Source organism: Rhizobium mulingense (assembly GCF_029194105.1).
In the GTDB taxonomy this organism is placed as follows: Bacteria; Pseudomonadota; Alphaproteobacteria; order Rhizobiales; family Rhizobiaceae; genus Rhizobium; species Rhizobium mulingense.
In genome coordinates this window covers 104,133-127,611 of the sequence record NZ_JARFVE010000003.1, presented here as the reverse complement: position 1 = coordinate 127,611, position 23,479 = coordinate 104,133, and the positions used below count along the sequence as shown (strand labels likewise).

The following is a 23,479-nucleotide window of genomic DNA, read 5'->3' as shown; positions in this document are numbered from 1 at the left end:
TGCTCAAATGAAAAGGCCGCCTTCAAAAGGCGGCCTGATTAGGAGGACCAAGGCTTAGCTGGCCTTCTTCTGCGAGCCCTTGGGATTTGCCGAGGCTTCACCGAGCGCTGTCAGCTTCTGGTCGGTGGCAATCTCTTCCTGAAGGTTTGCATCCAGCAGCGGGATCGCGTCGTTGAGGCCCAGCTGCCTTGCCCAGGATTTCAGGGTGCCGTAGCGGGCGATCTCGTAGTGCTCGACGGACTGCGCCGAGGAGATGAGACCGGCGTCGAGCGCTGCGGTTCCCTTGTATTCTTCCATGATCTCTTCGCCTTCAGCGATAATCCCCTGGATGGCTTCGCAGGTCTTGCCGCGGGCAGGCTTTCCGAGAAGCTCGAACACCTGTTCTAGGCGTTGGATCTGGCCTTGAGTTTCATCGCGGTGCTGCAGGAAACCGGCCTTGCCTTCTTCCGCTTGCGCCGCGCGCGCCATCTTGGGCAGAGCTTTCAGGATTTGCTTTTCGGCAAAATAGATGTCTTTGAGAGTGTCGAGGAAGAGGTCATCGAGTGTTTTTTCCATAGCCATGGGCGAATCCGATTACCGTTTCGAGTGTGGGGACCAGACTAACTCTTGAAGTTGGTCGAAGTTCCTTGAGGGCCACAGCGCTGGCGACCCCTGCGATCCCCCAGTTAGCCGCTCCTCATACCACTTGATTTGCATCCCATATAACGATCTCTCCTGACGAAGCCTCCCTCAGAGTGCGTTGCGGTAATCAGCCCACCATTGCCGGTCGACCTCATTAATCCTCACTTCGAGAACGACGATCTGGTCTTGCTCGACGACAGCGCTATTGGCGACCTCCACAGAATCAGGCAGCGACTTAATCACTGCGGAGGACAATGAGATCGTTTTCTAGAACGCGACGGCTGCGAGTCTTCCACCGGTGAATGTGCTATTCTTATGATTAGCTTGTTCTCACCGGCCGCTTGACGCTGCCAGGAGTTTCCCGCTAAATCCCGGACTGCGCGGCGGTCATGCCTGTCTTTTTCGAGGATCGCCTGGTACGAATCTTGCGCGCGGGCGTCACCAATGATGCTGGTGCATCGGCGAGTGCCTCGCAGGCAGCCGAGGTCAAGGTCGTGGCAACGAAATCCGCCTCCCGAAGCGTAGGCGGTTGCCTTTCCTCCTGGTTTTCCACCCAAAGGACCGCGCCAACGCGAATGGCCGGGTATATGCGCTTGAACCGACGAATAAGTATGCTGGCGTGCCGTGCCGAGTCCTCGTTGAGGAAGCAAACCACGATGGCGTTCGATTGTTTCGGAACCAGGCTCATGGCGCGCCGATTGGGGATGTCAGAATGCCTCGCTGCGACCACCTCGGCTCCCTGTACCTGAAGAACCTGGGCGAGCATCGCAGCCGACGCGTCGTCGAGCGGACCCCTGCCTCCGATGCAGAAGACGGTCTTGCCACGTCCGTCAGGGAGTTCGCTTTCATTTTCATTGCCTTCTTTCGGCAGGGTGCTGGGCCGACCTGCCGATGATTCCTTCTCCTTCTGTTCTTCCTCTTCCTCTTCTTCTTGTTCTTCTTCCTGCGCGATTTCCGCAAGGTTCGAGACCAGCGTGATGGCGGTCCCGAACACCTGTTCCATCTGCTCCGCGGTCAACACGCCTCGACGCCTATCCTTCTCCGCCAGTAGAAGGGCGGGAATGGCAACCTTGCCGTAGTAGTCCTCGAGATAATCCTCCTCAAGGAATTCCTCAGCGTAATCGGTCGCCTCGTCCGGATCGCCGGCAAGGAGCCGCTGGTACAGCCGCTCCTTGGGATCGAGCACCGGGTCACTACCAAAAACCACCTCAAGGAACTCGAACTGCGGGACGTACCGCCCCAGGACTGCAAGACACACCGTCAATGGCGTGGACAGGACAAGACCGACTGGGCCCCACAGCCATGCCCAAAAAATCGCCGCGACGATGATTGCCAGCGGAGAGAGTCCGGTACGAGAACCATAGAGCCAGGGCTCGATGACATTGTTGCTGGTCAATTCCAGCACGACGAAAATGGCCGCAACCCAGAGAACAAGGCTCCAGCCAGGATCGACTGCAAAGGCCAGGAACAGCGGCAGAACTGTCGCGATGACAGGGCCGATATAGGGGACAAATCGAAGGACGATGGCCAGCATCCCCCAGAGCGCTGGATTTGGTATGCCGACCGCCCACAGTCCGAGCGCCAATGGTACGCCGTAAGCGCAGTTCACCACCAACTGCATAAGAAGATACCGCGCGACGCGGCTTCCCGCCTCCTGGATGGCTTCTGTTGTGCGATGCAGATCGCCATAGCCAACGAGCCGGATAAAGCGATCGCGAAGCTCTTCCCGCTCTAACAGCATGAATATTACGACGACGATGATCAAACCCAATGAGGCGATGGGGCCAAGCAGAGGACCAATCAGGGTAGTAAGCGTTTCAATTGGTCTGCTCGGCGCGAATATTTCGACGAGCACGGGCTCTCTTGGTCTTGATGCGTTACCGGGAGCAACTGGGCGCTCCTCCGCATTGCTGAGCTCACGACCGACGCTTTCAACGACGGATGTCAGGCGCCGCACAATACCGCTGTCCGTTCCACTTTCCTGGAGAGACCGAATTTTTGCAATGATGTTGCCCTGGTAGGCCGGAAGGTTCTGGGCGACTTCGGCAATGTGTCCCGCTACGACAAGCCCGAACAGGACGAGGACAAGAAAAGCGAGCACGACAGTGATGATGACCGCCGGAATACGAGGCAGGCCAAGCTTTCGAAGACGAGAGGAAATGGGAGCCAAGGCGAACGTCAACAGGACTGCGATTGCTAGAGGAAGAAGTACTTCCTTGCCGAAATACAGAATAGCAATAACAGCGAGGACACTCGCGAAGGCGGGCATGCGTGAAGGGGAGGATGGCGAGGTCGAATAGACGCGACGGGGGCCGAGGTCATTTTCCAATTCCGCCTCCGTGATCTTTGGCGTTACTCGAAGACATCGATGTGCCGGTCGCTCTCGCCAAGTCTTTGCAATTAGGGCGCAGTGTGGCCTCGGCAATGGTTGCGACGTACCTCACTTGACTGCCTTTATGCCGTCGTGTGCGGAGGTGACCGCACGGGCAAAGAGACGTACAGCAAAAAGCCGCAACAAATGTCACGACGAGCACTGCCGGTTTTCCTTCACGATAGTTGACCCCGTCTAGGTGTTTGCTCCTTGGCCATGGGGGGAAATGTGTGCGAGCGAGCTGCCGAAAGGGCATTGTCACGTTGCTTGACTGAGGACGCATGAAGCGCTTCCCTTGAACTCAGACAGCTGCTGCGATCACAGCTTTCCACTGCGCCATTGCGCGAATTCGATGAATGGGGGGTCCAGGGCTGAGCGTTTACGGTGCGGGGCGAAAAGATTTCTGACTTCGGAAAGGACCGAGATGAAACGTTGCAAGCCTTCGACAGATCGGAAACCCTGCATCACCCGCTCTCGTTTTCGGAGCGGCAGATGGGAATTTTCCGCACGATTGTTCACGCCTTTATGTGAGCGATGTTCGACGCCCGGGCATTCGATCGCGCCTTGCTGCTCCATATGAGCGCAGTTTGTCGCTGACGATGCGCTTCGGCGACAGGCCCTTCTTCTTCAGCGGCCTGACCAGCAATCGCTTGGCAGCCTTGGCATCGCGGCGGGCCTGGACGATCTCGTCGAGAACGTAGCCGTCTTGGTCAATCGCGCGCCAAAGCCAATGGTTCCGGCCGCCGATGGACATCACCACCTGATCCAAATGCCAGATATACTTTTGCGACGGCTTCTTTCTGCGCAACTGCTTGGCATAAGCCGCCCCGCCGGCCCCATCGCCGGATCGTTTCGTAAGATCCGACAATGCCCCGCTCCAACAGCATTTCCTTCGACCAGCCGCAGGCTCAACGGAAACCGGAAGTACAGCCACACCGCATGGGCGATGATTTGCGGTGGAAAGCGGTGGTTCTTGTAGCTGATCGGCGGCGGGCTCATCCCTGCTTAATTATCCGCCAATCGTTAAGCTGCAGACAACGTGAACATCGCCTTAGATATATTTGCTCGTAATCCTTTTTAGCTAGTTCTTATAAAATCCTCGGTGGCGTAGTCTTGATGCTCGGAGGACACGCCGTTGACTGAACACATCGAACCCAGGCAAATCGAAACGGACGATCTGATGAAAGTCTGGTCCGTCACGGAATTCTGCGCTCGTCACTATATAGATGCCGAGGAACAAGCGATGCTGCTCAAACTTTTCGGGCCCTTCGCGACAGCCTGCGAGCTGCTGCACAATGCCAGACGTGCACAGCGATTCCGATAGTGTCCTTCTTAATTCCTTCGCCCTTGCTTGCGGAACACGAGCGGCGCCGACATACGCCCCGACTTAGGTCCTGACGTTGCGTTCACGGGCGGCTGCTTAATGTGGCAGCGTCCTCTGCGCGTCTGAACGGACGCGCGGCGCTTAGGGCAATTTCCTGAATTGCTCCTCGCTTTTTGCACAAAATCTGCAATCCGGCGCGCCATCTTCCTGCCATGAGCAAGAACAGCAACCCGCCCCGTCCCGCACCCCTCGCTTTACCGGATCGCCTCCGTAATGACGGCTGGTGGCTGACGGACGGGTCTCAAGACACGCCTGCCGCAGCGAGATCGGACACGAGGCTCATCGTGATCTCAACCCGGCCTTTGCAAGAGGAGCAGCAATGGATACAGCCGATATTTTGACAGAGCCGATGACGATCAAACGCGGTAGCGGCCGGACGGTGGCCCTGCTTGCGCTGGTGGCGCTTGCGGATTTTCTGATCTTTGGCCAGGCGCTGGGGATAAACCTCTTCCTTTTTGCGCTCGCCGTCTGCGTCGGCATTCTGTTTTCGGCCAGGAAGAGGCCTCAGTTTCCGATGGCGACTTTCCTGCTCGGTTTTTTGGTCCTGGCGTCGGCGCCCCTTGTGGAAATGCCCTCGCTCACGGGCCTTGCCCTTTGTTTCGGCGCACTGATGTGGGTTGCTCTCGTCAGCGCCAGGCTGATGCCTCGCCGCCTTACCGCTCTGCCTCTGGTGTTCTTCCGCTTCGCTCTCGTCATTCCCTTGCGGCTTGGCGAGAGTATCCGGAAATATCTTGCGGCGCCGGCCAAACGGTTTTCTTTTGCTGTGGTCCGACAAGGCGCTGGCCTCTGGATCATGCCGGTCATTCTCGCAGCGATCTTCGTATCTCTCTTTGCTGCGGCCAATCCGTTGATCGAGATCGCGCTGCGCAGTATCGATTTTGCCGTTTTGCTGCAGTTCCTCGATCTTTGGCGGATCGGCTTCTGGATGATGATCGCTGTTGTCGTCTGGGCGATGCTGCGGCCGCGCCTGAAGCGTCGCGCTGCAAGATCGCAAGCCGGCAGATCGTTCATGATCGTGCCCACCAGGAATGCGCCGCTTGGCCATGCTTCGCTGTTGCGATCGCTGGTCTTGTTCAACGCAATTTTTGCCGTGCAGACGCTTCTCGATCTTGTCTATCTCTGGGGCGGCGCCGATCTGCCCGAGCACATGAGCCACGCCGAATACATCGCGGCGCCTATCCGCTGATTGCCACAGCACTTCTCGCCGCCGGCTTCGTCCTCGTCGCGATGCGCCGCGGCGGCCCCGGCGATCATAGCGCGCTGATCCGCGGCCTCGTCCACGCCTGGATCGGCCAGAATGTCCTGCTTTGCCTGTCCTCGATGCTGCGGCTCGGGCTTTACGTCGAAGTCTATTCGCTGACGGAGCTGCGTGTCGCCGCCGGTCTCTGGATGGGGATCGTCGCCATCGGTCTTGTCTTGATCCTCCTGCGCATTCTGTTCAACCGATCCAACGCATGGCTGATCACCGCAAACCTCGCCTCCCTCCTTATGATTCTCTACATCAGCTCCTTCATGGATTTTCCGGCTTTCATCGCCCGCTTCAATATCGCCCACAGCCAGGAGATCAGTCAGGAAGGCCCGCCGCTCGATCTCGACTATCTCTCCTCGCTCGGCCCTTCCGTCATTCCGGCGCTCGATCGCTATCTCCAGATGCTGCCGGACCACCTGATCGACAAGAAGAGCGAAGCGGTGACGGTTCGCTACTATCTCTCCAGGAATTTTCAGATGCGTCGGCGTGACTGGCGGAACTGGACCTTCCGATCCGCGCGGCTGGAGAGCTATCTTCTGTCTCCTGCTGCCATTGCAAGATAGAACGAGAACGATGACAACAGGCACGACAAACCAACACAGGACCGGTGATGCCCCGCATTCTCGTCGTCGATGACGAACCTCACATCCGCGATGTGATCTGCTTCGCTCTTGAACGCGCCGGCTTGATATCGACGGCCGTTCGCGGCGGCATCGAGGCGATGGCGGCCTTCCGCCGCGGCAACATCGATCTGATCATTCTCGATATCGGCATGCCCGATATGGATGGTCTGGAGGTCTGCCGGCAGATCCGCAAGACATCGGGCTTGCCGATCCTGTTTCTGTCCGCCCGCGACGAAGAGATCGACAGGATCCTGGGGCTCGAAATCGGCGGCGACGATTATGTCACCAAGCCTTTCAGCCCGCGCGAACTCATCGCCAGGGTCAAGGCGATATTGAAGCGAAGCGGCAACGAGGCGGCGCCCGACAGACGCCATGCCGCCCTTGTCGCCGGCGAGATCAGCCTGGATCGCCACGGCCGGACGGTTATGTTCGGCGACAGCGCCCTCGCGATGACAGCGCTGGAATTCGCAATCCTGGAAGCATTGCTGTCGCGTCCCGGTATGGTCTTCAGCCGCGAACAATTGATGCAAGCCGCTTACGGCGCTGGCACCTACGTCGCCGACCGGACAATCGACAGCCATATCCGCAACATCAGAGCCAAATTCACCGCGGTCGGCGGCTCCGGGATCATCGCGACCGTTCACGGCATCGGCTTCAAGCTTAGCGGTGAACTCGGGAGGAAGGCTTGATGCCGGCGCTGAAAGTCAGGGTGAAATGGCGGCCGAGGCTGGCGCTGATCGTCTATGGTGTGCTGCTCGCCGTCATGGCTCTGCCGATCTTGATCGTCGTCTGGTTTCGTGCCGTCGAGGCGAATTCGAGCCGGATGGCGCCGGCGGAAATCGGGGCGCTTGCCATTGTCGCGATACTGACGCTCGGCATTGCCTATGTGCTGACGCGCACCATCACCGGGCCCATCTACGCCCTGATCGCCCGCACGGAAGAGATTGCCCGCGGCGGCAAGGCGGCGATCCGTCCGCTCGACAGCCATGGAACGCGGGAGATCGCGGTGCTGTCGCAAAGCTTCCTCGATCTTGCCGGAAAACTGGTCGACCGCACGGACTATGTCCGCTCGTTTGCCGCCCATGTTTCGCACGAGCTGAAATCGCCGCTGACGGCCATCCGGGGCGCGGCGGAACTTCTGCGCGATGACGATGCCGAGAAGCCGATGACGACAGCACAGCGCTTGCATTTTCTCGACAATATCGTCGCGGACGCTGTCCGGCTCGATGCGTTACTGCAGCGGTTGCGAGAGCTCGCGCAGGCGGAGACGCCTGTGAGCGAGGGCGGAAGCAACGTCGCCAGCATCATAGCTTCACTGCGCTCGCGTTTCCCCGCCCTTGAAGTTTCGGCTGCCGGAGATGCGGAAACCTCGATCGCGCTCCCGCACGAAGCAGCCGTCATTGTCTTTGCCAACCTCGCCGAAAACGCGCTACAGCACGGCGCCTCGCTATTGGAATTCGTCATCTCGGCCGACGACCGCAAGGCCGTCTTTCTCGTCCGTGACGACGGCAGCGGTATTTCCGAGGCTAATCGCGAACGCATCTTTCAACCGTTCTTCTCGACCCGCCGCGAACAGGGCGGCACAGGCATGGGCCTCGGCATTATCCGCGCCATGCTGAGTTCCCATGGTGGCACGATCCACCTTCGGCCGACGGTTGGCACCGGCGCCGAGTTCGAAATCACCCTGCCCGTGCCATCGTCGCGCAGTTGAGGTGAGTCTCCGGCTCTCAGCTTTTCAGATAGCTGACGACAGCGTCGGCAATCATGCCGCGATGGCGTTCGATGGTATCGCCATCCGAGAGATTGCGCCTGAAGATCGTCCCGAACGTATAGCGGTTCGACACGCGAAAGAAGCAGAAGGCGCTGATCATCATATGGATGTCGATCGGGTCGGCCTTACGCCGGAAGATGCCGTGGTCGAAGCCGCGCTCCAATATGCCGGCGATGGTTTCGATAACCGAAACGTTGAGATCGCGGATCGCCTCCGAACGAAGCATATGCGCGGCGTGATGGATGTTTTCGATACTGACCAGGCGGACGAAATCGGGATTGGCCTCGTCGTGATCGAAGGTCGTCGAGATCAGCGTCCGCAGCGCCTCTTCCGGTTCGAGATTGGACAGATGCAGATCGGATTCCAGCGAGCGGATCTTGCGATAGGACTGCTCCAGGACGGCAAGATAGAGCCCCTCCTTGCTGCCGAAATAATAATAAATCATCCGTTTCGAGGTGCGCGTCTTCTCGGCAATCGAGTCGACCCGGGCGCCGGCGAGGCCATGGGTCGAGAATTCCTGAGTTGCGACGAGGAGAATGTCTTCCTTCGTCTGCTCCGGATCATTCTTCCGGCCGTTTTCGCTCCGTTCCGCCATGGACCTCGCTACCGCACTTTCCAATCTATTGTATTATATTTCGAATTTCGGTTTTCGGCTTCGGTTAAGCATGCGTTTTCTGTTTCCGAGGCTCGTCAGTCTTATTCACGTTGACGAAATGTTTCAATAGTTGCCGCTTGACATACGAACTAGTTAGTACATTTTGGAAGGGCGACCAGTGGAGGATTTGATCGCGACGGCAATATTTCGGTCAAGACGCGCTCTGACGGGTCTGACGACGGTCGGCCGACAGGGCAAGGCCACGCTTGGGAGGAGCGAATGATTCGTATCATCGATTTATATTTCTTCGCGCTGAAGGTTACGATCGCCCTGCTGCTGGCGGGCATGGTAGTACTCGTCTTCGGCAATGTCGTGCTTCGCTACGCCTTCAACCAGGGAATTACCTCCTCCGAGGAGCTGTCGCGCATTTTTTTCATCTGGCTGACCTTCCTCGGCGCCGTCGTCGCAATGCGCGAACACGCCCATCTCGGCGTCGACTCCCTGATCACCCGCCTGCCGAAACCGATCGCCAAGCTCGCCGTGCTCCTCGGCTACGGCATGATGCTGATCGCCACGTGGCTGATGATCAGTGGAAGCTGGGCCCAGACGGTGATCAACCTTCACGTATCAGCCCCGGCGACCGGCATTTCGATGGGCGTCTTCTACGGCGCCGGGCTCGCCTTCGGCGTGCCGGCCTTTTTCATCCTGCTCTGGGATGCCTTCGCGATCGCGACCGACCGCATCGATGTGACGACTGCCGCACTCGTGCGTGACAGCGAAGAACAGGCGGCCCTCGAAGATCCCGCGCAGACCGCGTTTCCCGTTCTGACGCCGAAGCACTGAGGAGCGCGTCATGACCGTCACCATCTTCCTCGGCGCTCTTCTCGGTCCGATGGCGCTCGGCGTGCCGATCGCCTTTGCCCTCATCATCACAGGTGTGGCGCTGATGATGTATCTCGGCATGTTCGATGCGCAGATCGTAGCCCAGAATGTGCTGAACGGCGCCGACAGCTTTCCGCTGATGGCCGTGCCCTTTTTCCTGCTCGCCGGCGAGGTGATGAATACCGGCGGCCTTTCGCGTCGTATCGTCAATCTTGCCATGGCCCTGGTCGGCCATATCAGGGGCGGCCTCGGCTTCGTGGCGATCTTCGCGGCCTGCGTGCTATCCAGCCTTTCGGGCTCGGCCGTCGCCGATGCGGCCGCACTCGGCGCCCTGCTCTTTCCGATGATGCTGAAGTCTGGCCATGATCCGGCGCGGGCCGGCGGCCTGCTCGCCTCGGCCTCGATCATCGGCCCGATCATCCCGCCGTCGATCGGCTTCATTCTCTACGGCGTCATCGGCGGGGTCTCGATCACCAAGCTGTTTCTGGCCGGCATCTTCCCCGGCCTGATGATCGGCGCCGCCCTTTGCATCACCTGGTTGATCGTGGCGCGCAAGGAACAGTTCGCTCTGCCGCCGAAACAAAGCGGCGCCGAGCGGATGAAGGCCTTCGTCGAAAGCCTTTGGGCGCTGATGCTTCCCATCATCATCATCGTCGGCCTGAAATTCGGCGTGTTCACGCCGACCGAAGCCGGCGTCGTCGCGGCGGTCTATTCGCTCTTCGTGTCGATGGTCGTCTATCGTGAGCTGCCACCGTCACGGCTGTTCGAGGTTTTCGTCGCGGCCGCGAAGATCACCTCGGTGGTGATGTTCCTGGTGGCCTGCGCTGCCGTTTCCGCCTGGCTGATCACCGTCGCCGACGTGCCCGGCGAGCTCGCCGGCCTCGTCGAGCCGCTGATGGACAATCAGACGCTGCTGCTGCTTGCCATCATGGTGCTCATCGTCGTCGTCGGAACCGCCATGGACATGACGCCGACAATCCTGGTGATGACACCGGTGCTGATGCCGATCATCAAGCAGGCGGGGATCGACCCGGTCTATTTCGGCGTGCTGTTCATCATCAACAATTCGATCGGGCTGATCACGCCGCCGGTCGGCACGGTGCTCAACGTCATTTGCGGGGTTTCGAAGCTGTCGATGGAAGAACTGATGAAGGGCGTGATCCCCTTCATGATCGCCGAGCTGGTCGTTCTGTTTCTGCTCGTCCTTTTCCCGCAGCTGGTGACCGCACCGGTCGCCTGGTTCGGACACTGATGTCGCCAGTGACGGCGATGCAATTTCAACGCGGCCGGAGGGAGATGCCGGCTCTATCCTGGGAGGAAAACATGCTGAATAGATTGACGAAACTGGCGCTGGGACTGGCTCTGCCCATTGCTCTCTTGGCAAGCGGCCCCGCTGTGGCCGAGATCCGCGAACACAGCCTCAAATTCGCCGCCGCCAATAATAAGGGCCATCCCCAAGTCATGGGCATGGAGAAGTTCGCCGAGCTGGTGAAGGAAAAGAGCGGCGGCAAGATCGAGGTCAAGCTGTTTCCGGGCGGCGTGCTCGGCGGCGACGTGCAGACGGTCTCGGCCCTGCAGGGCGGTGTCATCGAGATGACCGTGCTCAACGCCGGCATTCTCGCGAGCAATGTCAAGCAATTCGGCGCCGTCGACCTGCCCTTCCTCTTCAACAGCGGCGAAGAGGCCGACAAGGTGATGGACGGCGCGTTCGGCACGAGCCTGATGAAGCTCCTGCCGGATACAGGCCTCGTCGGCCTCGCCTATTGGGAGCTCGGTTTCCGCAACCTCACCAACAATCGTCATCCCGTCACCAAGCTCGAGGATATCAAGGGCCTGAAGATCCGCACGATCCAGTCGCCGATCCCGATCGAACTCTTCAACAGTCTCGGCGCCAACGCGGTGCCCCTCCCCTACACCGAGCTCTATACCGCGCTCGAGACCGGCACCGTCGACGGCCAGGAGAACCCGGCTGCCAACATCATCAATGCGAAATTCTTCGAAGTGCAGAAGTACATGACAGTCACCCGTCACCAGTACAATCCGCAGATCGTGCTGATCAGCAAGAAGTTCTGGGACGGCCTGAATGATGAGGAGAAGACAGTCTTCCAATCGGCCGCGACGGAAGCCCGCGACTATCAGCGCCAGGTTTCCAGGGAGTTCGATGCCAAGGCGATCGAGGAAATCAAGAAGACCGGCATGGAAGTTGCCGAACTCAGCCCCGAAGAGACGCAGAAGCTGCGCGACGCCGTCAAGCCGCTGGTGGACAAGTTTGCGGCTCAGATCGGAGCAGAGACCGTGACGCAGCTCTTCAAGGAGCTCGACACGGTTCGCGGCAAGTAAGTAGATCGGGCCCGCGAGCGACGCCGCGGGCCTTTCCCATCACGAGCAAGACAGGAACTGGCGCATGGCCGAGACACTCCTGAAACCGTTGAAGGCCGGGCTGATCGGGTCCGGCATCCAGGCCTCGCTGACGCCTGCCATGCATATGGAAGAAGGTGCGGCGCAGGGGCTGGACTACGATTATGAGCTGATCGATCTCGCCAAATTGAATGTGTCGCCGGCCGATCTTCCGCATTTGATCGGCGATGCCGAAGCGCGTGGACTTGCCGGTCTCAATATCACTCATCCCTGCAAGCAGCTCGTCATACCCCTGCTCGACGAGCTGTCGCCGGAGGCCCGGGCGCTCGGCGCCGTCAACACCGTCGTCCTGAAGGACGGCCGGCGCTTTGGCCACAACACCGACTGGTGGGGCTTTGCCGAGAGTTTTCGCCGCGGGCTGCCGCAGGCAGACCTTTCTTCCGCTGTGCAGATTGGCGCCGGCGGAGCGGGTGTTGCGACCGCCTATGCCATCCTGACGCTCGGCCTTCAGAGGCTGACGGTCTTCGATCGCGAACAAAATCGCGCCACCGATCTGGCGCAAACGATGTCCGCACTCTTTCCCGGTGCGTTGGTCGCCGCCGGAGGTGACCTGGAAGCAGCAATGAAAGACGCATCGGGTCTGATCCATGCGACGCCGACGGGCATGGCCAAATATCCCGGCACACCGCTTCCGCCGGAGCTCCTGGAGAGGCGCCATTGGATCGCCGAGATCGTCTACTTCCCCCTTGAGACCGAACTCTTGCGGCAGTCGAGGCAGCGCGGCTGCCGAACGCTCGACGGCGGCGGCATGGCGGTCTTCCAGGCCGTCGGAGCCTTTCGCCTGATCACCGGCAGGGAACCTGAAGCTGGCCGCATGCTCGCGCATTTCAAGACGATGACGACTTAACGTGTATCGGAAGGGACCCTGCGATGAAGACATCGATAGCGACCGTTTCGCTGAGCGGCGACCTCAGCGACAAGCTGGAGGCGATCGCCAAGGCCGGCTTCGATGGGGTGGAGATCTTCGAGAATGATTTCCTGATCTTCGACGAGAGCCCGAAGGAGGTCGGGCGGATGGTGCGCGATCTCGGCATGGAGATCACGCTTTTTCAGCCGTTTCGCGATTTCGAAGGCATGCCGGAGCCGCTGCGCAGCCGCACCTTCGACCGGGCCGAACGCAAGTTCGACCTCATGCAGGAGATGGGCACCGACCTGGTGCTGGTCTGTTCGAACGTTTCGCCGGCTGCGCTTGGCGGCCTCGACCGGGCGGCGGCCGATTTTCACGAACTCGGCGAGCGCGCCGCCAGGCGCGGTCTGCGCGTCGGCTACGAGGCACTGGCCTGGGGCCGCCACATCCGCGATCACCGCGACGCCTGGGAGATCGTCCGGCGGGCCGATCATCCGAATATCGGCTTGATCCTCGACAGCTTTCATACGCTGTCGCGGAAGATCGACGTCAACTCCATCCGCTCGATCCCGAAGGAGAAGATCTTCATCATCCAGCTTGCCGACGCACCGCTGATCGACATGGATCTGCTCTACTGGAGCCGGCACTTCCGCAATATGCCCGGCGAAGGTGACCTGCCGGTGCTCGACTTCATGAAGGCGGTCGCTGCGACCGGTTATGACGGCTATCTCTCGCTGGAGATCTTCAACGACCAGTTCCGCGGCGGATCTGCCAACGCGATCGCGGTGGATGGCCGCCGCTCGCTGATCTATCTCGGCGATCAGGTCAAGCGCCAGCAGCCAGAGAGCGCGCTGCCGGTGCCGGTGATGCCGCCGCGCGCCAAGGTCGAAGGCATCGCCTTCATCGAGTTCACCGCCGATGAGGACGAGGCGGCGGCACTCGAGGCGCTGTTTTCAAGCCTCGGCTTCCGTAAGGCGGCCAGGCACAAGAGCAAGCAGGTAACGGTGTTTCGCCAGGGCGCGATCAATCTCGTGATCAACACGGAACAGAAAGGCTTTGCCAGCGCCTCCTATGCCGTGCACGGCACCTCGGCCTATGCCGCCGGCCTGATGGTCGACGATGCCAAGGCGGCGCTGCAGCGCGCCGTCGCCCTCGGGGCCGAGCGCTTCGAACAAGCGCCCGATGCCGGCGAGATCGAGATGCCGGCCGTGCGCGGCGTTGGCGGCGGTGTTCTCTATTTCCTCGACCGCCAGAGCGAGCTTGCCCGCATCTGGGAGATCGAATTCGATGCGATCGACGACGACACACCGCTGCAGCCGACCGGGCTGCAATCGATTGATCACATGGCGCAGACGATGAAATACGAGGAGCTTTTAACCTGGCTGTTGTTTTACACCTCGCTCATCGAGGCCGAGAAGACGCCGATGGTCGATATCGTCGATCCCTCCGGCATCGTCCGAAGCCAGGTGGTCGAGAACAAAGAAGGCTCGCTGCGCATCACCATGAACGGCGCGGAAAACCGCAACACGCTCGCCGGCCGCTTCATCGCCGAGACTTTCGGCTCCGGCATCCAGCATCTCGCCTTCAGGACCGACGACATCTTCGCGACCGCCGCTGCGCTTGCGGCCAACGGGTTCGTTTCCCTGGCGATCTCGCCGAACTATTACGACGATCTCGAAGCCCGCTTCGGCCTCCAGGCCGAATTCGCCGATCGCCTCAAGGCCAGCAACATCCTCTATGACCGCGACGAGGCCGGCGAATATTTCCAGCTCTACAGCCCGACCTATGGCGAGGGGCTGTTTTTCGAGATCGTCGAGCGGCGCGGTTATCGCGGTTACGGCGCTGCCAACGCCATCTTCAGGATCGCCGCGCTCCGCAAGCATCTGAGACCGGCAGGGCTGCCCCGCGCCTGAGACGCCTGTCAGGCCGAGGTTCTCTGCATAAGCTCGCCGCGGAAAGACTGGCAGGGCAAGGCTCAGCATAAACGCAGAGGCCCCTCCCCGCGGCCCCCGTCGACTTTTATCGCGTTGTATAACCGCCATCGATGACAAGCACTTCGCCGGTGACATAACTTGCCGCCGCCGAGCAGAGGAACAAGGCGGCGCCAGCCACCTCTTCCGGCTGTCCGACGCGCCCCATCGGGGTCATGCTGCGCCAGGTCGGGAACCAGTCGGGATTGTCGATGCCGCCGCGTGACAGATCGGTCTCGATATAGCCGGGAGCGATGGCGTTGACGCGGATGTTCTCGGCGGCGACTTCGCTTGCCAGGCTCTTCGTCATCATATGGACCGCCGCCTTCGAGGTGTTGTAGGCGGCCTGGTTCTGCGGAATGTTGGAAACGATGCCCGAGATCGAGCCGATATTGAGGATGACGCCGCCGCCCTGGCGCCGCATGGGAGCGAGTGCGGCGCGGCAGGCGCGGAAGACGGCGTCGACGTTGACGGTCATGATCTCGCGCCAGACGGCATCGGAGAATTCGCCGCTGTCGCCATGAATGGCAATGCCGGCATTGTTGACGAGGATGTCGAGCCGGCCTGTCCGTGAGAGCGTCTCGGTAACGAGCGCGTCGGCGGCATCGTCTTTCGTCAGGTCGACGGCGATGAAATCGTATTCGACACCGGCCTTGGCGAGCCGGTCCGCCGCCGCCGCATTGCGTGACCTTCCCGCGATGAGGACTTTGGCGCCGGCCTCGCCGAGCGCCTCGGCGATCGCAAGCCCGATGCCGCGCGTGCCGCCGGTCACCAGCGCCATCTGTCCATCCAGGCGAAACCTATCGAAGATCATGTCCGTTTCCTTCTATGATTGCGAAAGGCCGGCGCACCCTCGTCAGATATCCGTGCTTTGCGGCAGGATGACGAGATCGCGGATCGTGATGTTGCGCGGGCGCGTCAGCATGAAGAGCACCGCATCGGCCACTTCCTTCGCCTCCATCAGGCCGCCCGCGGCGAGCGCCTCGTCCAGCTTCTCCTGCGGCCAGTCGCTGAGAAGTGCGGTGACGACAGGTCCCGGGGCGATAGCGCCGACCCGTAAGCCGTGCTTGGCGACCTGGCGCCTCAGTGTGTGGACGAAGGCCTGGACCGCATGTTTCGAGGCCGTGTAGATCGGCTCCCAGACGACGGGGACCATGCCGGCAACGGAACTCGTCAGGATGATGTCTCCGGTCTTGCGCTCGACCATGTGCGGCAGGACGGCATGCACCGAGCGGAAGGCAGCGTTGACGTTCAGATTGAGCATCCGGTCCCAGGCGTCGGGGTCTCCGGTCAGCACCTCGCCGCCGATATAGGAGCCGGCATTGGCGTGGAAAATATCCAGCTGGCCTGTCTTCGCCAAGATCCCAGGCATCATCCGCGCTACGCTTTTCGGATCCGTGAGATCGATGACCAAGGGAATGGCATCGGTCCCGAGCGCCGAGCAGATTTCCTTCAATGCGTCTTCGTTCCGGTCGACCAGCACCACTCGGGCGCCGGCGGCAAGCAAGGCCTTGGCGCATTCCAGGCCGATACCCGATGCGGCTCCGGTGACGGCCGCGATCTTTCCAGACAGTTCCTGTCCCATTTTCATCCTCTGTTTCCTGAGTGCTTTAGGCCCGGCCGTGCGAGATGCGGGATCGGCGGGCCAGCGAGTCGACGACGACAGCGACGGCAAGGACGGCGCCGGTGATCATGTACCGAAGCGATGACGACAGATCGAGAAGCGTCAGCCCGCTGGCGATCGACTGGATGACGATGATGCCGAGAAGGGCTGAATAAGCGCTGCCGCGCCCGCCGAACAGGCTCGTGCCGCCGATCACCGCCGCGGCGATGGCGTTGAGATTAACGTCGCCGGTGCCGGCCTGCTGGCTTGCGGTCGCCAGCCGCGCTGCAGAAAGCACGCCGCCGGTCGCCGCAAGCAGGGCACAAGTGACGAAGGCGCTCGCATAGATGCGCGACACATTGATGCCCGAGCGGCGGGCGGCCTCTCTGTTGCCGCCGACGGCTTGCATGGAGCGTCCCCATTTGGTGCGCGTCAGCGCATAATTCATGGCGGCAACGAGCCCGACGAAGAGGCCGAACATCCAGGGGATGCCGCGGGACTGGTTGAGATAGAAAGCAACCGCTTCCAGGGCGACGGTGATGATGACCGCGCGCAGCAACAGTCCGCCAGTCGATTTCGACGACAGGCCGGCTGCCCGCCGGCGCGCCGATGTGCGGTAGCTCGCGAGGAAGAAGGCAATGCCGGCAAGCGCCACCAGCAGATAGGCGACCGGGTCCGGCATGACCATGATCTGCCCGAAATTGACGAGCCAGGAACCGTAGGGGAGATTGATCGAACCGGTCGCTCCGAGGATATAAAGCTGCAGGCCGAGAACCGCGAGCAGGCCCGACAGGGTGGAGACGAAGCTCGGCATGCCGAAACGGTTGAACAGGAAGGCGTAGAGCGAGCCGATCAGGGCGCCGACGATCATCGCGGCCAGGACTGCGAGCACCACCGGCCAGCCCTGATTGACCCAGAAAACGCCGACCAGCGCCGAGGCGAAGCCGCTGACCGAGCCGACGGAAAGATCGATCTCACCCACCATCAAGATGCAGACGATACCGAGCGAGATGACGCCGACCGTCGAGCAATCGAACAGCATGTTGACGAGATTGGCGCTGGAAAGAAACACCGGATTGAGCGCCTGGAATACCGTCCAGATGATCGCCAGGCCGACGATGACGGGTAGCGAGCCGAGGTCGCCGGAGCGGATGCGATCCCAAAAGGCGCGGATCGAGCCGGCTAGGCTGTCGTCATGGCGCACCCTTTCGTCACGTCGGTCGAGGAGCTGAGGAGCAGTCGGTTCGTTCGGGATCGTCTTCATCACGGCCTGCCCTCCTCGTTTTGCTGGCCTTGCGCCCGGCGGCGCATGGCGCGGCGAGAGACGGAATTGTTGGATGCGCCGGTAATCGCGCTGACGAGCGCCTCGTTGGAGGCATCGGGCATGAAGGTGCCGTTGTTGCGCCCGAGCCGAAGGACGACGATGCGGTCGGCGACGGCACGCACATCCTCCATATTGTGGCTGATCATGATGACGGCGAGGCCGCGTTCACGCACGCGCTCGATCAGGTCCAGCACTTCGGCGGTCTGGGCGACGCCAAGCGCTGCTGTGGGTTCGTCGAGCATGATCAGTTTCGGCTCCAACAGCAGCGACCGGGCGATCGCCACGGTCTGGCGCTGCCCGCCGGAGAGCGAAGCGACGGGCTCGCGCACGCTTGGGATTCGGGCCGAAAGCTCGTTTAAGAGCTTCCAGGCGCGAATCTCCATAGCGACCTCGTCGAGCTGGAAAGGGTTGAGCTCCTTGCCGAGGAAAATATTGGCGACGACGTCGAGATTTTCGCAAAGCGCCAGATCCTGGAACACGGTCGCGATGCCGAGGTCGAGAGCTGCACTTGGGCTCGACAGATGCACCGGCTTTCCCTCGAACAGGATGGTGCCCGAGCTCGGCTGGTGCACGCCGGCCAGGATCTTGACCAGCGTCGATTTGCCGGCGCCATTGTCGCCCACGAGCGCCACGACCTCGCCGGCATGCACGTCGAGTTCGATGTCGGTCAGTGCCGACACCGCTCCGAAATTCTTCGAAACTCCGCGCAGGCTGAGGACGGGCTGGCGCGAGTCAAAAATGTGAGAGGTTTCAGACATCGCCTGGCCTTTTCGAAATGCGAAAACCGGAAGCGCGGCCGGCGGCCGGCCGCGCCTCCTTTACGAGTCACTTGATGCCGAGCTTCTTGCAGCCCTCGGCGTAGCGGCCGGTGCACAGTTCCTCGGCGGTGTTGATCTTCTTGTCGATGATCTCGGCCTTGAGGTTTTCGGCGGTGACGACGGCAGGGACGAAGAGCTGTGCCGGCGTATCGTAGAGCGTCATTTCGGCCTTGACCTTTTCTCCCGCCAGGAGCTTGACCGCGACATCGGCAGCGGCAGCGGCGACGATTTCGCTCGGCTTGGAGATCGTGTTGTACTGATCCCCTGATATGATGAGCTGCAGCGCGGCGATCGTCGCATCATTGCCGGTCACCGGCGGCACGGGATCGACGCCGGCCGCCTTGAAGGCGGCGATGGCGCCGCCGCCGGTGCCGTCATTGGCGGCGACGACGCCGACGATCTGCTTGCCGAAGCGGGTGATCTGTCCGGCGGCCCATTGCTGGGCATTCGCCGGCTGCCAGTTCGGCGTGTCGAATTCCGCAAGCGTCTTGTATCCGCCACTTGCGAGTCCCTCGTGAATGCCGTCTTTGATCAGCCCCGCAGCCGCATCGGTCGGTGAACCGTTGATCTGCAGGATGCCACCGCCCTCTGTCGGCACGTTCTTCGCTTTCAAATGCTGGACGAGTGATTCCGCGATCGCCTTGCCGATCGCCTTGTTGTCGAAGGAGACATAGAAATCGGCCTTGCCGGTCGGAATCGGCCGGTCATAGGCGATGACCTTGACGCCCTGGCTCTGGGCAAGCTGAACGAGAGAGGCCGCCGCCGCCGAATCCACCGGATCCAGCACGATGACCTTGGCGCCCTGGGTGATGGCCGAATTGAACTGCTGCTGCTGTTTGGAGATATCGGCATCGGCGTTCTGATAGATGACCTTGCATGATGCGCAGAGCTTTTTCATTTCCGCCACGAAGCCGGGGTGATCGTGCTCTTCGTAGCGGGTTGAGCCCTGGTCGGGCATGAGGAACGCGACCGTCGCATCGGTAACGGCGCTTTGTGCAAAGGCGGAAGTCCCACCGAGCAAGGACAGCATAAGTGTCGCGGCGCCTGCCGCTCTTGTCGAAAATTTCATCATTTCCATCTCCTCCCATTGGAAAAAATCGTGTAGTCCGTGATTGCAGTGTTCGGCTGAATGAGTGGCTGTGCCTGTCCCAGCTGTTTGCTGTTTCTGAGGACAAGCGTCTCCTCTCGCGAGCCGCTCCTCGCGCGCTCACGTTCAAGCCTGCGTCAGTTTTCGTTCCTCCTCCTTATCCTCCCTATTGCCGTCTCCAGCGGACCTCATGCCGCCTTCGCCACATTGATATTGTCACCCAACAATCGCCGGAAGCGGGACGGTGTCATGCCTTTTTCCGCGAGAAACTGGCGGTTGAAGTTGGACAGATTGTTGAAGCCGACCTCGAAGCAGATGTCGGTGATCGACGCATGGTCGTCGCTCATCAGGATCTGGCAGGCGAGATTGATGCGCAGGCGTTTCACATATTGCACGAGCGACATGCCGGTATGGCGGCGAAAGGCGCGTGAGAAGGCGCCTGTGGACTGCCCGGCTATTCCAGCGAGATCGGTTTCATCGAAGGATTTCGTCAGATGTTCCCTGATATAGGCGAGCGCCTTGTTGATGCCGGCTGACATATAGCCCGAGGGATCGGGCAGATAGCTGGGGCTTGCGAGAAGCTGGGCGTCCTGCGCCCGGCTGAGCAGCCCGACGATCATCATGAAGAGCTCGATGCGGCGTACGCCCTGCGCCTGTTGCACCTCGTTCATCAGAGGCGCCACCTGCCGGCTGGTCTCAGTGCCGAAGAGCACACCCCGGCGCGACGCTTCGAGGACCGGCTCGAAGGGACCGAGCTCGGGCAGCACCTTCATTGTGTCGCTTATAAAATTCTCGCTGAACTGGATGAGTTGGCATCGAAGCGGAATGCTCGATCCCTTCGGGACGTCGCTTATCCAGTTATGAGGCAGGTTGGGGCCGGCCAGCACCAGGTTTCCGGGTTCGAACTCCCCGATGAAATCGCCGACGAAATAGCGTCCGGTCGTTGCCACGACGAGATGCAGTTCGTATTCCGGATGAAAATGCCATCGGACGGTATGATAGGGATAACCATGGGCCTTCGTTGCGAAGGATTCGCCCGGTCTGATCTGAACGACTTCCAAGTCAGGTTCCATCGTTTCCTCCTCCGTCCGCCGCCAAATTCCCTTTTGGCTTTATTATTAAACCGAGTGTATCGGGCTTGCTTCATACCCGCCACCACGATTCCCCGCCGAAACCGATACTTTTTTGATGATTGATGCTCCGCAGGCGGCGCAAAGACGACAACAATCGGTCTTTAAGATCGTCCGAAATCTAACTCAGGCGGCCAGGGCGGCAATGACATTCCTGACCAGCGCAGCTGAAGACAGCCGACTTGTGGCGCAACTCGGGGCCCCGATGGCCCCGACGCGCACAGAAACCCCGCCGCGGGCATTGGAGATGGCAAACATCGATTCGTCGGTCAAATCATCGCCGATGGTGATGGGGCAGCGGTTCTTGAAAGGATCTGACTGGAAAAACCGCTCCAGCGCATCGCCCTTGCTCGAGCGTGCCGGTCGGAGCTCGAACACCATTTTACCGAGCTGCAGCGCCCAATTCGGTCCCGCAAGTTCAGCATAATGGCGCATGCGCTCTTCGAGCACTTTTTCATATTCCGGCGCCAGCCGGTAATGAGCGGCAACGGCTGCGCCCTTATCCTCGATCAGAACCCCCGGATAATGCTCGGCCTCGGCGGTCAGTGCATGTTTCAGCGCCTGGAACTCGGGTGTCGCTTCAAGCGTGTGCATCCCGGCGGCGCTCCTGATTTCGGCGCCGTGCAGGCCTGCCGTCGGAAATGCAAACGGTTTGAACAGCGCGTCTGCATAGGCGAGCGAGCGCCCGGTGACCAGCGCCAAGGCGCCGCCGAGCTTGTTAGACAGACGGTGAAGTTGTCCCGGGAGAGCCTCGGGGACCTCGATCGCATCCGGCGTCGGTGCGAGATTGAGGAGCGTTCCGTCTATGTCAAGGAACATCGCCCAGCGATCCGGTTCCTCAAGCACCATTGAAAGCATTTCCTGGGTAGCGGCGTCGTCTTGCACGGCGTTCTCCAAACCTCTCTGCACTTATTGAAGCTAGGTCGCTGGTCGACGAGGGCAAGGTGACTTGCCAGGCTCCGGAACATCCGGGGCCGGCTTGCGTTTTGTCTGGCCGCTTGTTCAAGCACCCACGCCGCAAAAAGGTACCCTGATGGCCAAAAGCAGTTCCAAGCACGGTGATGAGGTTAATGCTCTTTTGGCACACGGAGCCACTGTTTTGCCGCTGGTCACGGTCGACGATTACAACAACGAACTGCGTGACAAGAACGGGTTCATTGGCGACAACGCCAACAAGAAGACCTTTCAGCAGAAGCTCGACGATTGGAGAAAGCGCATCCGCAAGGTCGGAGACGACCCGATAGGCAAGACCGCGACGACGAAGCTTTCCAAGAAAAAGATCGATGCCCTTCTGAAGGGCGACGATATGGAGGCAGCGGCATTGGTCATGGGGGCGGTGGAGGACTTCGCTCAGGATTTTGCCGATGTGATCGGAAAATTTCTGAAGGACAAGCGCTGGGTGAAGACGGAGCGCATCGTCGTTGGCGGTGGCTTCCGGCATAGCCGCTTTGGCGAGCTGACGATCGCCAGAACCATGGTTATTCTGAAGGCCGCCGGCATCGACGTCGAGATCGTGCCGATCGTTCATCACCCTGATGAGGCCGGGCTGATTGGCTCGGTCCACCTTATGCCCCGCTGGATGTTCAAGGGTCACGAGGCGATCCTGGCCGTCGATATCGGAGGCACCAACGTTCGCGCTGGCGTCGTGAAATTCGGAAAGGACAACGTGCCGAACTTCGCCGATGCGAGCGTTTGGGAATCAACGATCTGGCGTCATGCCGATGACGAGCCAAGTCGCACCGCAACTATCGAGCGCTTGACTGCTATGTTGCAGGAACTGATCGGCAAAGCCGAAAAGGCCAGTCTGAAGCCGGCGCCGATTATTGGCATCGCATGTCCGGGGATCATCAAAGCCGATGGCTCCATAGAACGCGGCGGGCAGAACCTGCCGGGGGGGAACTGGGAGAGCGACAGCTTCAACCTGCCCGCCGCGCTGATGAAGGCCATTCCTGAAATCGGGGACGACAGCACCTTCGTGATGATGCACAACGACGCTGTGGTGCAGGGACTGTCACAGATCCCCTTCATGACCGACGTATCGCGATGGGCGGTGCTGACCATCGGCACGGGCTTGGGCAATGCTCATTTTACCAATCGCGAGGGAATGAAGGCGCGATAGCGGCTGAACATTCTTTCTGCGCTCCATGGCTGGCGCAGACGTGGCAACAGATGCTTATGGTAAATGATTGGTAAATAAAGAGGAATTTGGCACACGGAAGTGAAGCTGCCATAAGATCCGCTAGGGAAAGCTCGTTCGTCGCAGGATATCCAGATGGGTTGGGCTGGGAGAATGGCATTCAGCCTGTCTATTGCCGCCGAGCATATCGATCGGCGCCTGATTCGCCTAGCAGGAGCTTTTGTCATTTTGTCGGGCAATCCTTCCCAGTATTGCAGGCTCCTTCTCCCCTCCCCTTTCTGCCTTGAATCGAAAAGATGGTGATAACGCCGGCGGGCGGTTCTCTGCAGGTTGAAATTGCGCTTATCTCTGCGGCTCCTCGCAAGCCCATACGCAGACGAAAGATGAAAGATGAACTTCAAGGGAATAAGCGCTCCGCTCAATGCCGGTCGTCTCGAACAAATGCTCGGCCTTGCCCCGTCACGCCGCGATCCCGAAGCCCAAGACGCAAATGACAAGTCCTCCGGCAATGAACCCGTTCGCGGGCTGGACGCCGAAAGCCTGTACCGCTCGTCTGTCTATAAGTGAGAAATCCTCAGCCGTGCCGTGCCGTGCCCAGCGACCGAGCCAGCCCGCGATGAGTCGGCAACGAGGTTTGGCGGTTCGGCCG

At 60.4% G+C, this 23,479-nt stretch carries 19 protein-coding genes and 3 pseudogenes; 11 read left to right on the top strand and 11 right to left on the bottom strand.

The window, feature by feature from the left end:
* Positions 1-54: 54 nt before the first annotated feature.
* The 3 genes and pseudogenes from PYR71_RS05550 to PYR71_RS30960 form a co-directional block, all read right to left on the bottom strand.
* Complete coding sequence (locus PYR71_RS05550; RefSeq protein WP_096763922.1) at positions 55-561, bottom strand: YciE/YciF ferroxidase family protein; 507 nt, start codon at positions 559-561, stop codon at positions 55-57.
* Positions 562-985: 424 nt separating this feature from the next.
* Positions 986-3,046 (bottom strand): annotated as a pseudogene (locus tag PYR71_RS05545) (AI-2E family transporter).
* 264 nt (positions 3,047-3,310) lie between these two features.
* Positions 3,311-3,746 (bottom strand): annotated as a pseudogene (locus PYR71_RS30960) (IS6 family transposase).
* Positions 3,747-4,127: 381 nt separating this feature from the next.
* On the opposite strand from PYR71_RS30960, the gene PYR71_RS05535 reads away from it, so the two are divergent.
* The 4 genes and pseudogenes from PYR71_RS05535 to PYR71_RS05520 all read left to right on the top strand — a co-directional run bounded on the left by PYR71_RS05535 (position 4,128) and on the right by PYR71_RS05520 (position 7,959).
* Entirely contained in the window at positions 4,128-4,316 is a 189-nt protein-coding gene (locus tag PYR71_RS05535) for a hypothetical protein (RefSeq protein WP_096763924.1), read from the top strand.
* Between the two features lie 379 nt (positions 4,317-4,695).
* Positions 4,696-6,188: pseudogene (locus PYR71_RS05530) on the top strand (DUF4153 domain-containing protein).
* A gap of 44 nt (positions 6,189-6,232) precedes the next feature.
* The gene (locus PYR71_RS05525; protein WP_275618543.1) at positions 6,233-6,937 is read left to right on the top strand and encodes a response regulator; all 705 of its coding nucleotides are present in this window, start codon (positions 6,233-6,235) and stop codon (positions 6,935-6,937) included.
* On the top strand, positions 6,937-7,959 hold the full coding sequence (locus PYR71_RS05520) for a sensor histidine kinase (RefSeq protein ID WP_275618542.1): 1,023 nt from the start codon (positions 6,937-6,939) through the stop codon (positions 7,957-7,959). Before PYR71_RS05525 ends, PYR71_RS05520 begins: the two co-directional genes overlap by 1 nt.
* Positions 7,960-7,975: 16 nt before the next feature.
* On the opposite strand, the gene PYR71_RS05515 is transcribed toward PYR71_RS05520, so the two are convergent.
* Positions 7,976-8,614 carry a TetR/AcrR family transcriptional regulator gene (locus PYR71_RS05515; RefSeq protein WP_183918467.1) on the bottom strand — a complete coding sequence of 213 codons (639 nt, stop codon included), beginning with the start codon at positions 8,612-8,614 and terminating at the stop codon, positions 7,976-7,978.
* 279 nt (positions 8,615-8,893) lie between these two features.
* On the opposite strand from PYR71_RS05515, the gene PYR71_RS05510 reads away from it, so the two are divergent.
* From PYR71_RS05510 to PYR71_RS05490, 5 genes are all read left to right on the top strand, one after another.
* Entirely contained in the window at positions 8,894-9,457 is a 564-nt protein-coding gene (locus PYR71_RS05510) for a TRAP transporter small permease (RefSeq protein WP_275618541.1), read from the top strand.
* Positions 9,458-9,467: 10 nt separating this feature from the next.
* On the top strand, positions 9,468-10,748 hold the full coding sequence (locus PYR71_RS05505) for a TRAP transporter large permease subunit (protein WP_275618540.1): 1,281 nt from the start codon (positions 9,468-9,470) through the stop codon (positions 10,746-10,748).
* Positions 10,749-10,819: 71 nt separating this feature from the next.
* Complete coding sequence (locus tag PYR71_RS05500; protein ID WP_183918470.1) at positions 10,820-11,836, top strand: TRAP transporter substrate-binding protein; 1,017 nt, start codon at positions 10,820-10,822, stop codon at positions 11,834-11,836.
* A 64-nt stretch (positions 11,837-11,900) separates the two neighbouring features.
* Positions 11,901-12,761, top strand: coding sequence for a shikimate dehydrogenase (locus PYR71_RS05495; RefSeq protein WP_275618539.1), 861 nt, complete (start codon positions 11,901-11,903; stop codon positions 12,759-12,761).
* Positions 12,762-12,784: 23 nt separating this feature from the next.
* Positions 12,785-14,674, top strand: a complete 1,890-nt coding sequence (locus PYR71_RS05490) for a bifunctional sugar phosphate isomerase/epimerase/4-hydroxyphenylpyruvate dioxygenase family protein (RefSeq protein WP_275618538.1) — start codon at positions 12,785-12,787, stop codon at positions 14,672-14,674.
* A gap of 106 nt (positions 14,675-14,780) precedes the next feature.
* On the opposite strand, the gene PYR71_RS05485 is transcribed toward PYR71_RS05490, so the two are convergent.
* The 7 genes from PYR71_RS05485 to otsB form a co-directional block, all read right to left on the bottom strand.
* Positions 14,781-15,545 (bottom strand): SDR family NAD(P)-dependent oxidoreductase, encoded by a 765-nt coding sequence (locus PYR71_RS05485; RefSeq protein ID WP_275618537.1) that lies wholly within the window; start codon positions 15,543-15,545, stop codon positions 14,781-14,783.
* Between the two features lie 42 nt (positions 15,546-15,587).
* Positions 15,588-16,316: an SDR family oxidoreductase gene (locus tag PYR71_RS05480; RefSeq protein WP_275619049.1), complete on the bottom strand. Its 729-nt coding sequence runs from the start codon at positions 16,314-16,316 to the stop codon at positions 15,588-15,590.
* Positions 16,317-16,341: 25 nt separating this feature from the next.
* Positions 16,342-17,598 carry a sugar ABC transporter permease gene (locus tag PYR71_RS05475; protein ID WP_275619048.1) on the bottom strand — a complete coding sequence of 419 codons (1,257 nt, stop codon included), beginning with the start codon at positions 17,596-17,598 and terminating at the stop codon, positions 16,342-16,344.
* A complete protein-coding gene (locus tag PYR71_RS05470; protein WP_275618536.1) occupies positions 17,598-18,416 on the bottom strand; it encodes an ATP-binding cassette domain-containing protein in 819 nt (272 codons plus the stop codon). Before PYR71_RS05470 ends, PYR71_RS05475 begins: the two co-directional genes overlap by 1 nt.
* Before the next feature lie 67 nt (positions 18,417-18,483).
* A complete protein-coding gene (locus PYR71_RS05465; RefSeq protein ID WP_275618535.1) occupies positions 18,484-19,554 on the bottom strand; it encodes an ABC transporter substrate-binding protein in 1,071 nt (356 codons plus the stop codon).
* 197 nt (positions 19,555-19,751) lie between these two features.
* Positions 19,752-20,636 carry an AraC family transcriptional regulator gene (locus PYR71_RS05460; protein WP_275618534.1) on the bottom strand — a complete coding sequence of 295 codons (885 nt, stop codon included), beginning with the start codon at positions 20,634-20,636 and terminating at the stop codon, positions 19,752-19,754.
* A gap of 183 nt (positions 20,637-20,819) precedes the next feature.
* Positions 20,820-21,551 carry a trehalose-phosphatase gene (gene otsB / locus PYR71_RS05455; RefSeq protein WP_275619047.1) on the bottom strand — a complete coding sequence of 244 codons (732 nt, stop codon included), beginning with the start codon at positions 21,549-21,551 and terminating at the stop codon, positions 20,820-20,822.
* Positions 21,552-21,726: 175 nt separating this feature from the next.
* Here otsB and PYR71_RS05450 point away from each other — a divergent pair, with 175 nt between their 5' ends.
* Together PYR71_RS05450 and PYR71_RS05445 are read left to right on the top strand one after the other, a co-directional pair.
* The gene (locus PYR71_RS05450; protein WP_275619046.1) at positions 21,727-22,812 is read left to right on the top strand and encodes an ROK family protein; all 1,086 of its coding nucleotides are present in this window, start codon (positions 21,727-21,729) and stop codon (positions 22,810-22,812) included.
* Between the two features lie 408 nt (positions 22,813-23,220).
* Positions 23,221-23,397 carry a hypothetical protein gene (locus PYR71_RS05445; RefSeq protein WP_183918477.1) on the top strand — a complete coding sequence of 59 codons (177 nt, stop codon included), beginning with the start codon at positions 23,221-23,223 and terminating at the stop codon, positions 23,395-23,397.
* Positions 23,398-23,479: the final 82 nt, after the last annotated feature.

Coding starts and splice junctions, on each gene's coding strand:
- PYR71_RS05550 (WP_096763922.1), bottom strand. CDS start 561: ATGGCTATGGAAAAAACACTCGATGACCTCTTCCTCGACACTCTCAAA.
- PYR71_RS05520 (WP_275618542.1), top strand. CDS start 6,937: ATGCCGGCGCTGAAAGTCAGGGTGAAATGGCGGCCGAGGCTGGCGCTG.
- PYR71_RS05515 (WP_183918467.1), bottom strand. CDS start 8,614: ATGGCGGAACGGAGCGAAAACGGCCGGAAGAATGATCCGGAGCAGACG.
- PYR71_RS05510 (WP_275618541.1), top strand. CDS start 8,894: ATGATTCGTATCATCGATTTATATTTCTTCGCGCTGAAGGTTACGATC.
- PYR71_RS05505 (WP_275618540.1), top strand. CDS start 9,468: ATGACCGTCACCATCTTCCTCGGCGCTCTTCTCGGTCCGATGGCGCTC.
- PYR71_RS05500 (WP_183918470.1), top strand. CDS start 10,820: ATGCTGAATAGATTGACGAAACTGGCGCTGGGACTGGCTCTGCCCATT.
- PYR71_RS05495 (WP_275618539.1), top strand. CDS start 11,901: ATGGCCGAGACACTCCTGAAACCGTTGAAGGCCGGGCTGATCGGGTCC.
- PYR71_RS05490 (WP_275618538.1), top strand. CDS start 12,785: ATGAAGACATCGATAGCGACCGTTTCGCTGAGCGGCGACCTCAGCGAC.
- PYR71_RS05485 (WP_275618537.1), bottom strand. CDS start 15,545: ATGATCTTCGATAGGTTTCGCCTGGATGGACAGATGGCGCTGGTGACC.
- PYR71_RS05480 (WP_275619049.1), bottom strand. CDS start 16,316: ATGGGACAGGAACTGTCTGGAAAGATCGCGGCCGTCACCGGAGCCGCA.
- PYR71_RS05475 (WP_275619048.1), bottom strand. CDS start 17,598: ATGAAGACGATCCCGAACGAACCGACTGCTCCTCAGCTCCTCGACCGA.
- PYR71_RS05470 (WP_275618536.1), bottom strand. CDS start 18,416: ATGTCTGAAACCTCTCACATTTTTGACTCGCGCCAGCCCGTCCTCAGC.
- PYR71_RS05465 (WP_275618535.1), bottom strand. CDS start 19,554: ATGGAAATGATGAAATTTTCGACAAGAGCGGCAGGCGCCGCGACACTT.
- PYR71_RS05460 (WP_275618534.1), bottom strand. CDS start 20,636: ATGGAACCTGACTTGGAAGTCGTTCAGATCAGACCGGGCGAATCCTTC.
- otsB (WP_275619047.1), bottom strand. CDS start 21,551: ATGCTTTCAATGGTGCTTGAGGAACCGGATCGCTGGGCGATGTTCCTT.
- PYR71_RS05450 (WP_275619046.1), top strand. CDS start 21,727: ATGGCCAAAAGCAGTTCCAAGCACGGTGATGAGGTTAATGCTCTTTTG.
- PYR71_RS05445 (WP_183918477.1), top strand. CDS start 23,221: ATGAACTTCAAGGGAATAAGCGCTCCGCTCAATGCCGGTCGTCTCGAA.